This window comes from Deinococcus humi (genome assembly GCF_014201875.1).
Taxonomy (GTDB): Bacteria; Deinococcota; Deinococci; order Deinococcales; family Deinococcaceae; genus Deinococcus; species Deinococcus humi.
The window spans coordinates 335,136-348,416 of the sequence record NZ_JACHFL010000005.1 but is presented as its reverse complement, the minus strand read 5'-3'; the positions used below and the strand labels follow the sequence as shown (position 1 = coordinate 348,416).

The 13,281-nt window shown below is 60.2% G+C and carries 10 protein-coding genes; 7 read left to right on the top strand and 3 right to left on the bottom strand.

Features of this window, described 5'->3' with window-relative positions; genetic code table 11:
• Positions 1 to 51 precede the first annotated feature (51 nt).
• Together HNQ08_RS12455 and HNQ08_RS12450 are read left to right on the top strand one after the other, a co-directional pair.
• A complete protein-coding gene (locus HNQ08_RS12455) occupies positions 52 to 324 on the top strand; it encodes a DUF4242 domain-containing protein (protein ID WP_184132330.1) in 273 nt (90 codons plus the stop codon).
• A gap of 1,599 nt (positions 325 to 1,923) precedes the next feature.
• A complete protein-coding gene (locus HNQ08_RS12450; protein ID WP_221284149.1) occupies positions 1,924 to 3,090 on the top strand; it encodes a glycosyltransferase family 4 protein in 1,167 nt (388 codons plus the stop codon).
• Positions 3,091 to 3,444: 354 nt separating this feature from the next.
• On the opposite strand, the gene HNQ08_RS12445 is transcribed toward HNQ08_RS12450, so the two are convergent.
• The 3 genes from HNQ08_RS12445 to HNQ08_RS12435 all read right to left on the bottom strand — a co-directional run bounded on the left by HNQ08_RS12445 (position 3,445) and on the right by HNQ08_RS12435 (position 7,410).
• Positions 3,445 to 4,338, bottom strand: a complete 894-nt coding sequence (locus HNQ08_RS12445) for a glycosyltransferase family 2 protein (RefSeq protein WP_184132327.1) — start codon at positions 4,336 to 4,338, stop codon at positions 3,445 to 3,447.
• A 66-nt stretch (positions 4,339 to 4,404) separates the two neighbouring features.
• Entirely contained in the window at positions 4,405 to 5,658 is a 1,254-nt protein-coding gene (locus HNQ08_RS12440) for a lipopolysaccharide biosynthesis protein (RefSeq protein WP_184132324.1), read from the bottom strand.
• A 792-nt stretch (positions 5,659 to 6,450) separates the two neighbouring features.
• Positions 6,451 to 7,410: a GNAT family N-acetyltransferase gene (locus tag HNQ08_RS12435; RefSeq protein ID WP_184132321.1), complete on the bottom strand. Its 960-nt coding sequence runs from the start codon at positions 7,408 to 7,410 to the stop codon at positions 6,451 to 6,453.
• Between the two features lie 371 nt (positions 7,411 to 7,781).
• Here HNQ08_RS12435 and coxB point away from each other — a divergent pair, with 371 nt between their 5' ends.
• Genes coxB through HNQ08_RS12410 form a run of 5 tightly spaced genes read left to right on the top strand, consistent with a single transcriptional unit; the run spans position 7,782 to position 13,249 of the window.
• Positions 7,782 to 8,714, top strand: coding sequence for a cytochrome c oxidase subunit II (gene coxB, locus HNQ08_RS12430; RefSeq protein WP_184132318.1), 933 nt, complete (start codon positions 7,782 to 7,784; stop codon positions 8,712 to 8,714).
• A gap of 58 nt (positions 8,715 to 8,772) precedes the next feature.
• Positions 8,773 to 11,232 carry a cytochrome c oxidase subunit I gene (gene ctaD / locus HNQ08_RS12425; RefSeq protein WP_184132316.1) on the top strand — a complete coding sequence of 820 codons (2,460 nt, stop codon included), beginning with the start codon at positions 8,773 to 8,775 and terminating at the stop codon, positions 11,230 to 11,232.
• 1 nt (position 11,233) lies between these two features.
• Positions 11,234 to 11,599, top strand: coding sequence for a hypothetical protein (locus HNQ08_RS12420; protein WP_184132313.1), 366 nt, complete (start codon positions 11,234 to 11,236; stop codon positions 11,597 to 11,599).
• A gap of 4 nt (positions 11,600 to 11,603) precedes the next feature.
• On the top strand, positions 11,604 to 12,536 hold the full coding sequence (locus tag HNQ08_RS12415; protein ID WP_184132310.1) for a cytochrome c oxidase assembly protein: 933 nt from the start codon (positions 11,604 to 11,606) through the stop codon (positions 12,534 to 12,536).
• Complete coding sequence (locus tag HNQ08_RS12410) at positions 12,533 to 13,249, top strand: c-type cytochrome (RefSeq protein WP_221284148.1); 717 nt, start codon at positions 12,533 to 12,535, stop codon at positions 13,247 to 13,249. The genes HNQ08_RS12415 and HNQ08_RS12410 overlap by 4 nt, the downstream gene beginning before the upstream one ends.
• Positions 13,250 to 13,281 lie beyond the last annotated feature (32 nt).

The following is a 13,281-nucleotide window of genomic DNA, read 5'->3' as shown; positions in this document are numbered from 1 at the left end:
GCGGACAATCTTCTTAGCAGGAGCACTTCCAGGGTCCTGCAGGAGGATGAAATGCCACGTTATATGGTTGAACGCACGTTTGCCGATGGACTTGAGATCCCCATCAACGCTGAGGGGGCGACCGCTTGTCTCAACGTCGTGGACCGCAACGCTGACCTGGGGGTGACCTGGGTCCACTCGTATGTGAGCGAGGACAAGCAAAAGACCTTCTGCATCTACGATGGTCCGACGCCTGAGGCCATCCGTCAGGCAGCCGAGCGAAATGGGCTCCCTGTCGATCAGATCCACAGGGTGTCGGTTCTCGATCCCTACTTCTACAGGTAAGGGTGCGGGGCAGACGCGCTGAGCGCCTGCCCCGTATGACGAAACCCGTGCCTGCCACTCGGGCATTTCCTTGTGACTGGCTGGCGCGACCGCCGAGGTGCACGAGTGAGCGCCCAGTGTGTTGAACACGTTCTCGATGTTGCGGGCTATTGCATTCTCTCCCAGGCAATCTGGCGGTTGCTGCACCATTCGGCCAGCAAGCCAAGGAATTCAAGGTCACGCGGGGAGAGCTTGAGAGCTGAGTCGTCTGGCGATTCTCCGGGGGCAGGAGGCGCCTGGAGGGCATACGTCTCGCGGACGGCGGAGTCCATGCCAGGGAGAGTTCCGGCACGCAGTTGGCGTTCGTGGGTCTGGGGACGCGGTCTTCTGCCTCTCGGATGGGTGGGATGATCAGTCACTCCATCAAGTGGCGACGAGGTTTACTAGACTGGTGCGGTCACCTCCCTCGGTGGAGCACGCTGCTGCGTCAGGCGCGACCCCTCACCCTGGGTTAACTTGCAGACGCACGTTGAGCAGACCGCGTTCGACAGACACGAACAAGGGACGCCCCCTGTTCGGCCACGTTTCTGAATGAAACAGCCCCTTTAGAGGGGGTCTTCTTATTGTGGCCGTCAGGATTTCAACGTTTGATTTTCTGACTGCAGACTTCCAGCGATGCTTCCCGTGACATCTCTCTGCGTGCTGTCCATTTCGCACCTCTGCCGTGTGACAGCGCTAGTGCCCTCTCGTAGTGCGTACGCATCAATGAGACGCTTTGAGAGGTTGAAGGATGATGCTCCCGATCCCAAGGGGATGGGCGTAGTTCTGCGTTTCCTCGCTGGTGACTGCCAACACTACGGTGTGATGATCGCCGCTTCCAGAGATAGAACCTGAAGTAGGTAGACTTGAGGGGCCGCTTCCAGCAGCAACGCAGAGAAATAGGTCTCGTCTTGCAGTTGCCACGGGCTTCTACCGTTTGTCTAACCACTAGGTTGGAGACGGAAATGTCATATATAGACAGTTGAGGTCGGGCTGGTGGCGCGTCCGCCATAAGCTTCCCACATATGCTCTGTAACCCTGCGCGTTCTGTCGTGCAAGAACGTTTCCGCTTGGAGGCTCATCCTGGTCTATCCCGGGCCTGCAGGTAAAGCCTTGCAACGCTATGCGCTGCCCTGCCGGAGATATTCCGGCAAACTCCCAAATCGGAAAGCAGATTTGGGATCGTACCCATTTCACCGCCCCCGCTCAGGCGTGTACCCGCATGACCATGATCCTGCTGGCATTGGTAGCGTGTCGCCTGACAAAGGCGGTCAAGCAGCGTTACCCGTCAAAATATCTCCTGTACGGCACCGCTAAAATGCTTCCCAGGCGCGGCCTTAACGCTTTCGATGTTCTACTCAACACAGCGCTACATGAGCCTTCCACCCTTTGGCGCCACCTTTGACTTCTCACCAGGTAAATGGGGTACCCTCAAATCGTAGGAGCTTACTTGTCCAACTGACCTCTGCTCTCTCACTCTCTCACGCCACTCAAAGAGCAGGCTGATAATAGGAAAATAAGCTTTACAGTGTCTCTTGTAAAGATTGGGGATCGTGAGGTGATAGAACTCTGCGTATTTTGATGGTTCACAATTATTATCAGCAACCCGGGGGTGAAGATCAGAGTTTTTTGGCTGAATCAGGGTTACTCAGCGCATTTGGACATGATGTCACTCGCTACGCAGTCCATAGCAGTGAGGTACAAAAGCTTGGCATAGCTCGGACGGCAGCCTATACCATTTGGAATCCATATTCTTTTCGAAATATCACCAAAATAATTAAAGATAATCATATTGAAGTGGTGCATTTTCAGAATACATTTCCCTTGATTTCTCCTGCTGCCTACTATGCTGCTCAGAGCGCAGGTGCTATTGTCATTCAGGCTCTCCGAAACTACAGAATGACTTGTGTCAATGGTTTGCTATACCGTAATGGAAGCGTCTGCGAATTGTGCGTCGGGCGCTTTGCTCCCACGGCTGGTATTGTGCATCACTGTTACCGAGGCAGTATGGCAGGCTCAGCAGTCGTCGCAGGGATGGTCTCGGCCCACAAACTCATAGGAACGTACCGGCGACGGGTGGATCTTTTTGTCGCCACTTCCGAATTTGTGAAACAGAAATATGTCGAGGCGGGTATTGGGGACACGCAGATTGTCGTCAAACCGAACGTTGTTGCCCCTGATCCCGGTGTAGGAGAGGGGAGGGGAGAATATGCCTTATACGTTGGGCGATTGACCGATGAAAAAGGTCTTCGTACCCTTCTCAAAGCCTGGGACTCAGGGCAGTTAAGACTTCCTCTCAAGATTGTAGGCGATGGGCCTCTTGGACCTGAGATTGAACGTGCGGCAGGCCGTAATGCTGGAATTCAGTATTTAGGGCCACGTTCCTTAGCAGAGACCTACGAATTGATGGGAGACGCCAGTGTTCTGGTTGTGCCTTCCGAGTGGCATGAGCCGTTTGGCCGGGTTGTCATCGAGGCATTCGCGAAGGGGACGCCTGTCGTGGCAGCGAGGATGGGCGGCCTCACCGAGCTGGTTACACCCGGCCGGACTGGTGAGTTGTTCAACGCCGGTGATTCCACAGATCTGATAAAGAAGATTGAGACTTTGACAGCTTCTCCAGGGCATTCGTCAAAACTTCGTGAGAACTGTCGTCAAGCCTATTTGAATTTATATACACCTGAGCGAAATCAAGAGCTCTTAATGAGTATATATGAATATGCACTCCAGAGACAGAAAAAAAAGCTATAAAAGTGGCAGACTAGATGTACATTTATCCAAGTAAAGGAAGAATAGAAGCTATAGTCATGTATCCTTCATATCTCATTGTCTTTAGTGTTCATATATCGCCCGCCACCACAGACCAGCGAATATTCAGGATATAAGAAGCAGATATGGCCGCAATTAGCATTAAATTGACCACACTCCAGAGTTGGAATTGACTGACGTAGCCTCTGCTCAGAAGCAAGGCGAACGATTGAGTAATCGCCCTGCCTCTTCTCAGCTCTTACAGAGGTCATGGGTCACGGGTCAAAACTTTCTGGGCATAGCTAAGTGTGTTTGTGTCCTCATTTTGGCTTATATGACCGCCCTTTGAGTGAAGATCTAAGCACTGGAGATGCGCTTAGATCCCTTAAATATTTCTTCTGTCATGCCCAGGCCTTTTCTCATGGACATGGAACAAAGAAGGGAGAAACGTGTTCTAAAAATGCGATCCACTATCAACGAGATCGGCCATGCCAAGACTCCCGCCAGCAGACGCAGAAGCGCGATTACTGCCCGCCTCCTGACATCACCGATATTCAACTCGCGTTCTACGCGGGCAATGATTCGCCCGTTGGCGTAAGCTCGGTCATTCAGCCATTTTGGATTGGCTCGTGTAGCATCCGTAGGTTCAACGACAGTGGCCGTGTCTGACCACACCATATGTAAGCCTTGTTTACTGCACCGCGCCGAGAACTGTGTATCTTCACCGCCTGTTTCAGAATAATCTTGTGAAAAGAGACCCACTTGGTGAAATACTTTGGCGCGCAGGAGTACATTTCCCGCGCCCCAATATTTAATTGGTGTGCCCGTCGGGTGCCGCTTGCGAGCCATAAATGGTGAGAATGCCTTCAAATCGTCAGGAAGCTCTGCAATAACCGGACCAGCTACAATATCGGCGCTATAATTATTTAGCGCATCCAGCATATCTATCAGCCAGTTTTTGGAAGGAACTTCATCATCATCCAGAAATGCAATGATATCAGCACCCAGCTTCCCTGATTCCTCGATAGATCTATTTCTTGCAGAAGAGACGCCCTTATTAGTTTCAAGAAAGTATTTCACCTCTTCAAAATCAGCCTGGATGCCGGAAGCAGACCCAGACGGATCGTTGTCGACAACAATTATACTTACTTTATAAGAATCAGGCTTGACAATCAAAGTAAGATTCTCAAGTAAGGTTCTTAAAGATTCATAGCGTTTATATGTGCAGATACATATCGCAACTGATTCCATTTTGATCTCTCCAAACTAGAAATTATTAAATACTTGAAACCGTAGCAAAGGCTTGAACATTCAATTTCAAATATTTTGCTTTGGATGAGGGCTTTTTCTCGCTTTAAAGCCCACTATGCCCCAAAGAACCAGGGCTAGCAGCAAATCACTTGCCAGACTTGCCCACACCGCTCCCAACCACCCGTAGCGGGGCAGCAACCACAGGTTGAGAAGACCGTTCAGTACAGCCACAGCCACCTGAACCACGCTACGCGTGCCCTGATACCCCGCCCCCGTCAAGGCGTCGGCGGCAAAGTAATGCAGGGTCTTGAGAAGCACCAGTGGCGAGAGCCAGCGCAACACCTCAGAGGTGGCGGCAAAATCAGACCCAAACAGGAGAGGGAGAATGGGGGCGGCCAACCACAACGCGCCAGCGACCAGCAGGCTGTATCCACCAGTCCACGGCAACAATTGGAGGGCGAAGGCGGTGCTACCGCTCAACCCCGCCTGACCGCGCTGGAAGAACCGGGCATAGGCAGCGTAAAGGACCGAGCGGACGGGCGTGAAGGCAGTATCGACAATGCGGTAGGCCGCCGCATAAATACCCGCTGCTTCGGTGCTGACCAGACGGGCGAGCATGATCTTGTCGATGTCGTTATAGATACTCTGAGCACTGAGACTCAGGGCGAAGGCGCCGCCCTCGCGGGCTTCGCGAACCACCGGACGCATAGACAGGGGCCCCCAACCCAGGTCACGGCGAACCCAGACCAGGGCGCAGGCGGCACTAATGGCGGTACTGACCACAAACAGGGAGGACCAGACCAGGGCAGTCTTCGACACCGGCAGGACGAACAGCAGAGCTGCCGCCGCCAGCCTCACCAACGCGGGAAGCAGCTGAAGTGCCGCCGTCCTGTCCAGCCGCTGAAACGCCTGGAAAGCCTGGCCAGCAACATCGATCAGTCGGGCAAAAAGCAGGTCAGACAGGGCCACCAGCACCAGCAGGGCCAGTGGCAGACCGGGCGGCAAGGCCAGCTGCGCCACGGCCACCACCACCAGCGTCAGAGCCAGTGATGTGGTGAGCGTCGTCGCCACCGCCGCCCCCCAATAGGTAGAAAAAGCCCGGCGGTCACGGACCGTATGTTTGATCAGCAGATTGCCGCTGCCCCAGCTGGCAAAAGGCGCGACGATGGCGACCAGGGCGGTCACCGCCACGAAGCTCCCGTATTGCGCGCTTCCCAGGGCGCGGGCGATCAGCACGAAATACAGAAGTTGTACACCTGCCCGCAGCGCCTGCCCGCCCATCATCCACAGGCTGTTTTTCTTGAGGGTTGCTTCGGTCATGGTTTACGGCAGGTGGGCGACCAGGTCGGGGCGCGGCAAATGTTATGGGGGGTCAAGATGTCTTCCTGACCAATGTGGGGTATCCGGTTCATCAAACGACGCCCAACCTTGAGCTCCAGCCTGCGCTGCCTCAAGGCGTTCTCTGGCAACGGCTCAAGCCTCACCACCAGATTTCGCTGTTTTGACCTGAGCCTCGTGGGTCAGATTCTCCAGGCACCCCAGCCGCTGGGCGAGGGGGGCAAGGTTCAAGCCACGTGCGCTCGTGTGGTGTCCTTGACCCAGACCAGATACTCCCTGCTTAGCGGTGGGGGTCCGGTGGCAGACGACGGCAGGGATGGTGGCGATAGGGGTCTGGGCCGTCACGCGTTCAGTGTAGAGAGTCTTTGTCGGACGTTCAAGAACCCGTATTTTGAAGGCCAGCAACTTGCTGCAACCTTACCTATATCTACGCGGAGGAACACGAACCGCACGTATTCTCGTTGCGCGATCTCCTGTCACCGACTCAAGCAAGTTCCCAACCCACCAACGTAGAAATCACGGCGACGGCAGCCTTGACCTGCCTGGTTGGGAAGGTAGAAAAACTTGCGGATAAAGGAAGGGGGTAGATCCTGGGCCGAGTCCCTCTACCAGCTCTGAAGCAGATTGCACTCTGCTCAGGTATAAAACGAAGACACAAAACCGCTGTATTGATAAGGTTCACTCACGTTTAGTCATCCCAATGCGTCTAGTAAGAACTGCTCAGCGAACAGTCGGACCAGCACGCGGCGCCCTCACCGGCCCTGAAGCTCCCCTTCAGTCAGCGCTAAGCGCCGCCTCCGCCTTCGTCTCGAACTCGAAGTGCCAGAGGCCTGGAAGCGCCGGATCTTCCCGGTATGTGGGGGGCTGGGCCGCATGACGGGGCAACACCTGGTCCCAGAAATGGCAGGCATACCGGTTCTGCCGCAGGTGTGCCACCGACCAGCGGCCCGGACGGGCATGCAACACCTCACCTGCCAGAAACGCGCCCAGGCCCTGACCCCGGTAAGCCCGCAGTACGCAGAACTCGTCCAGGGCATGCCACGCTGGGAGGTCCTGTAGCTGTCGGACCAGGGCGAAGCCTGCCGGACGTTGCTCGACCTGGAGCAGGTAAACGGCGTAGCCCTGCTTTTCCCAGTAGTGGTCAAAGGTGGGATAGTCGTATTCGCCGTCCTCGCCAGGAACGCTGCCACGGGACAGGCTGAGCTCATCGAGGTACAACTGGAGCAGCTTCCAGATCAGCGATTTCTCATGCTGACCCATCTGCCGCAGTTCTGCCTGGGGCGCGGCGGTGGGTGGGGTCAGACCTCTGGCGGCCAGCACCATGTTCCAGCGCGAGAGGGTTTCGATGAGTCTTTCGCGTTCCTCAGCCAGCTCGGTGATCAGTCTGGCGGTAATCTCGTCAAGCCGGTCTGCGCCGTGCTGCGTCAACAACAACAGGGTTCCCTGGCGGCGCCCGCCCTGCGAGATGCGCGTCAGCAAACCCGCCGCCTCGGCGCGCTGTGACAGCTCCACGACGCTGTTGTGGGCAATATGCAACCGCTCTGCGGCTTCCCCGACGCTCAGTCCTTCCCCGCCCGCGGCGCCGAGCACAAGCAGCAGGGAAAACTGCTGGGGAGTGAGGCCCAGCGCCTTGATGTGCTGCTGGTTCTCGTAGTTGAAGCGGCTCAACTCGCACCGGAAAGCGCTGAAGACCCGGTAAAGCGACGGTGCGAGACGCAGGGAATAAGCAGGCATCGCGGTGTTTTCCTCCCACAGCTCGATCCGAAGCTGTCGCCTCAAATGATGGTCTTAGACCGGACGCCTCTGTTCTCAGTGCCTGATGAGCGGACTGACCGATTTCATCTGCCTTGAAGGCTCGCCCGTCCTGTGCTGGCCTGTCTAAGAATAGCCAGATTCACAATTGACATCGTCCTGCCCTCCCAGTAAATTCTTTATATCGCTTCACGACAATAGCGGGGGGTAAGATGACGCGTACGGTGTGTTCACGGCCTGCCTGGATGGTCCCTCTCTTTCTTGGTCTGGCGCTGTTAACTCCTGCGCTGGCGGCGTCCCCCTCCGGGAGCGGGCCTCCTTTACCCCGGCTGAGCGCATTGCCTACCCCGTCTATGTTCGACGTGCAGGGCCCCGAGGCCGCGCGGGTAGCGGAGTGGAGCTGGCTGCTGTTCGGTGTCGCGGGCCTTGTTTTCGTGGTGGTGCTGGCGCTGATCGGGTTCGCGCTGCTGCGGCGCAGACGCGGCGGAGCCCTGCATGACCAGTTGCCCCAGGCCCAGGAACGCAAGTGGTTTACTTTTGTGCTGATCGCGGGCGGCATCGTGCCCGCGGTGGTGCTCAGCACCGTCATGGGCGTCAATGTCTACAGCGAGCGCACGGTGGCCGCTGAAGCCGAGCGGCCCGCCGTGACCGTTGAGGTGATCGGCCACCAGTGGTGGTGGGAGATGTTCTACCCGGGCGCGGGGTTCACCACCGCCAACGAGATCCATGTGCCGGTGGGGCAGCGTGTGGAGCTCAAGCTGACCTCGGCGGACGTGATCCACTCGTTCTGGGTGCCGCAACTCTCGCCCAAGTACGACCTGATTCCGGGCCAGACCAACACGCTCACCTTCACGGCGGACCACGTGGGGATCTACCGGGGCCAGTGTGCCGAACTGTGCGGCACGCAGCACGCGCACATGGCGTTCTTGGTGGTGGTGGACTCGGCGCAGGACTACGCCGCGTGGACCGCCCGGCAAAGGCAGCCTGCGCCCAACCCCACGGCCAATACCGCTGCCTTCGAGGGTCAACAGCTCTTCCAGGGCTCGGCCTGCGTGTACTGCCACGCCGTTCGCGGCACCACCGCCAGCAGCCGGCTGGGGCCAGACCTGACACACATCGCCTCGCGCATGGCGCTGGGAGCGGGAACGTTGGTCAACAACCGGGGCAACCTGTCGGGCTGGATTGTCAACGCCCAGGCGGTCAAGCCGGGCAACAAGATGCCGCCGATGTACCTGTCGTCGGGCGAACTGGAATCGCTGGTGGCGTATCTGGAAACGCTGCGCTAGCCGCCCTTCCATCGCCCGCTCACTTTTCCTCTCCCGACTCTTCGCCCCAGAGGTTGATATGGCACAAGCAAGTGGACGGCTCAGCGCGCGCTGGGAGGCTCCCGAGGGGATCTCGGCGTGGTTCGGCACGGTAGACCACAAGGTCGTGGGCGTGCGCTACATCTTCACGGCCTTTCTGTTCTTTCTGATCGGCGGTCTGGAAGCCCTGCTTATGCGGCTGCAACTGGCCGCGCCCGAACTGCATGTCCTGAGTGCCGAGGCCTACAACCAGACCCTGACCATGCACGGCACCACCATGATCTTTCTGTTCGCCACACCGATCCTCTTCGGGCTTGGAAATTACTTTGTGCCACTGCTGATCGGCGCGCGCGACATGGCCTATCCGCGTGCTAATGCGCTGAGCTACTGGATCTTTTTACTTGGTGGCCTGTTCCTGTACGCCAGCTTTCTGGTAGGCCGTCCGCCCGACGCGGGCTGGTTCTCGTACGCGCCGCTCAGCACCCGTGAGTATTCGCCGGGGCCGGGGCTGGACTTCTGGACGCTCTCGCTGCTGTTTTTGGGCATCGCCACCACGGTGGGAGCGGCCAACTTCATCGTGACCATCTTCAAGCTGCGTGCGCCGGGCATGAGCGTCTCGCGCATCCCGCTGTTCTGCTGGACCATCCTGGTCACGTCATTCACGGCGATCTTCGCGCTGCCGATTCTGAACGCGGCCAACCTGCTGCTGGCGCTGGAGCGGCAACTGGGCTGGCATTTCTTCGATCCGGCCTACGGCGGCCAGCCGCTGTTGTGGCAGCACCTGTTCTGGTTGTTTGGTCATCCTGACGTGTACATCATCGCGCTGCCCGCTTTCGGTCTGATCAGCGAGGTCATCGCGGCCTTTTCGCGCCGTCCCGTGGTGGCTTTCGTGCTGGTGGCGATGGCGTCGGTGGCGACCGGCATCATCGGCTTCGGCGTGTGGGTCCACCACATGTTCGCGGTGGGCCTGTCACCACTGGCAACCTCATTTTTCAGCGCCGCCTCCTTTGTCATTGGTGTTCCGGCGGGGTTGCAGATGTTCGCGTGGGTGTCCACCCTGATCACCGGACGGGTCAACGTCAAGACGCCGCTGCTGTTTGCGGTGGGCGCGCTGATCGTTTTTCTGATCGGTGGGCTGACCGGGGTGATGTTCCCCCTGATCGCCTTTGACCGGCAGGTCACCGACAGCTACTTCGTGGTGGCGCACTTCCACTACGTGCTGATCGGTGGCATGGTCTTTCCGCTGTTCGCCGCGCTGTACTACTGGCTGCCCAAGATCACCGGGCGAATACTGGGCGAGGGCCTGGGACGCTGGAATTTCTGGATCATCTTCCTCTCCTTCAACGTCACCTTCTTCCCCATGCATCTTCAGGGATTGCTGGGCATGCCCCGGCGCATCTACACCTATCAGGACGGGCTGGGCTGGGGCAGCTTCAACCTGGTGGAAACCATTGGGGCCTTTGTGCTGGGCCTGGGCGTCTTGCTGTTCATCGTCAACTTTTTCCTGAGCCTCAGGTCTGGCGAGCGCGCCGGGAACAATCCCTGGGGGGCGGGAACGCTGGAGTGGGCCACATCGTCGCCGCCCCCGCCCTACAACTTCCGCACCCTGCCGCTGGTGCGCGGGGCCTATCCCATCTGGGACGCCGAGCGGCTGGGCGTGGGGCTGTGGGACGCCCAGGACCCGACGAGCGCCTGGGACCACCAGACCCTGTCCACCGATCTGTTGACCGCCAACCCGGAGGATCCGGTGCCGCTGCCCGGCCACTCGCTGGAGCCGCTGGGGCTGGCCCTGAGCATTGCGGTGGTTTTTACCGGCGCGCTGCTCATGCAGGGCTGGCTGATGGTGCTGGGTGGGCTGGGCGTGATTTCTGCCCTGTTCCTGTGGATGCGGCCCAGCCTGGAACGGGTGGAACACGGCGCCGGGCAGCGGCGTAGCGATCCACACGCCCTGCCGCGCTGGGGGCTGATCCTGCTGGTGCTGACCGAGACGGCGCTGTTCGGCGCGCTGGTGGCCTCGTGGTACTACCTGCAGGTCAATGCCAGCGTGTGGCCACCGAACGGCGTCAGGCTGCCCGAACTGACCCTGCCGCTGATCAACACCGCGCTGCTGCTGCTCAGTTCGGTCACGGTGGTTTTTGCGGGACGGGGGCTGCGCAAGGGCCACCGGGGCCGGGCGATGCTCGGCGCGCTGGCCACCGTCCTGCTGGGCGCGGCCTTCCTGGGGCTGCAGATCTACGAATTCACGCACGCCGAGTTCGCGCCCACCGACCATGCCTACGCCTCACTGTGGTTTACGCTGCTGGGTCTGCACGGGCTGCACGTGATCGTCGGGCTGCTGCTGCTGATCGCGGTGCTGGTCTGGATGGCGCGCGGCTATTTCACGCCCGAGCGCCATACCACCGTGCACACGGTCAGTCTGTACTGGCACTTCGTGGACGCGGTGTGGGTGATCCTGATCTTGCCCGCCATCTACCTGTCGCCGTTCCTGGGGAGGCATTAGGATGACCCACTCTGACCTGATCGGCAAGCTGGGGCAGGTGTCGCGCCCCACCGTGTGGTACGGGCTGCTGGCCGCGCCGCTGGTGTGGTTCATGCAACTCAACTTGGGGCTGGCCTTTACACCGCTGGCCTGCGGCGGCAACCCCTGGCCGCTGTACCTGCTGAACGCGGCAGCGGTGCTGGTGTCGCTGTCCTCGCTGGGCGTGTCGCTGCGTCTCAAGAATCTGCAGGGCCAGCCGGGGGGCGTCGTGGAACACGTGACCCACTTCCTGGGCCGCTTCGGGGCGTGGCATGCGGGCGTGTTCGTGCTGCTGACCCTGATGACGGCTGTCGTCGGCTTTTTTATTCCCGCGTGTCGGCTGAGGTGACAGCATGAGGTTCTCAAGGCAGCGGCCCAAAATCTTCTCTCTGCTGACCCTGCTCGGCGGTCTGGCCCTGGCCCACGGTGGGGCTGAACACGGGGGCGGCGCAGTCCTGTGGCTTCCCCTCGATCTGGCCCTGTTCGGCGGCCTGTACGCGCTGGGCCTGTGGCGGCTGTGGGGGCGGGCGGGCCTTGGCCACGGCGTGTCGGTGGGCCACGCCGCCTCCTTTGCCATAGGACTTGCAGTGCTGACTGTGGCCCTGATGGCGCTGGACCCCCTGGCCGACGCCTCCTTCGCGTGGCACATGCTCCAGCATCTGATGCTGATCATGGTTTCGGCGCCGCTGCTGGTGCTGGGCAGCCCGCTGTTCGTGCTGGGCTGGGCCTTTCCACTGGTGTGGCGACGGGCGGTGGCGCACGGCTGGAATGCGCGGGGCGGCCTGCGGGCGGCGGGCCTGGCCCTGACCCACCCGGTCACGGTCTGGATCGTCGCCACCGCCGTTTTCTGGCTGTGGCATGTGCCCCGGCTCTACGAGGCGGCGGTGGCCGACGAGCGGCTGCACGCGCTGGAACACTTCTGCTTTCTGGCCACGAGCGCTGCTTTCTGGTGGGCGGTGCTGCAGCCGCAGGGGCGGCGGCGGCTGGGCCGGGGAGCCTCGGTGGTGTACCTGTTTGTCACGGCCCTTCAGGGCAGCCTGCTGGGCGCCCTGATCACCTTTGCCCGCACGCCGCTGTATCCGCAGTACGCCGCCGGGGCGCTGGCCAGGGGACATGATCCGCTGACCGATCAGCAACTGGCCGGATTGATCATGTGGGTGCCCAGCGGCGTGGTGTACGTGACCCTGGCCGCCGTCTTCTTCGTGCAGTGGTGGCGCGAGGAGGAGCGCTTTCAGCGTGGGCGTGACGCTGCCCCCCGCCCCACACCGCAGGGAGGTCAACCATGAATGTCGTTCCCTGGCTGCTGACCGCCGTCTTTGCGCTGATGTGGTGGCGCAGGGGCCGGGCCGGGTCGCCTCACCAGAGCCCCCCACCGGCCTCGCGGCCGGAAACCGCGGCTGTGACCGAAACCGCGCCGCCTGTTTTTACCGTCCCGCCCACCTCGCCTCCCCACATCACCATTGTTAAGGCTGCGCCAGCTTCTCCTCGCGCTGCGGAGGCCTCCGAAGACAGTGATCTGGCTGATTCTGAACCGGGCAAGGCGCACCTGCGCGGGCGGCAGAACTGGATCTGGGCCGGGAGCGGACTGCTGGCCGTGGCGCTGGGCGTCATCCTGCTCTCGGCGGCCTACAACCGCATTCCGGTCACCCCTGATCCGCGCGGCCAGACCCAGCTCGGGATTGCGGCGGACGGTCCCTCGACCCTGACCGCGCTGGCCGGGGCGGACCCGTCCCGCGCGCCAGCGCTGTTTCACTCCTACGGCTGCGTGTCGTGCCATGTCATTCCCGGCGTCAGCGGTGCGTCGGGCCGGGTCGGGCCGAATCTGGCGCACCTGTACGACCACGCGCTGATCGCCGGGGTACTGCCCAACACGCCAGAAAACCTGCTGATCTGGATCCGGGTGCCCCAGAACGTGGACCCCCGGACCGGTATGCCCAACCTGGGCGTGACCGCACAGGACGCCCGCGATCTCGCGGCTTATCTCCAGACCCTGCCCTGACCTGTGCCCGCAAGGTCCAGTTTCACGAGGAG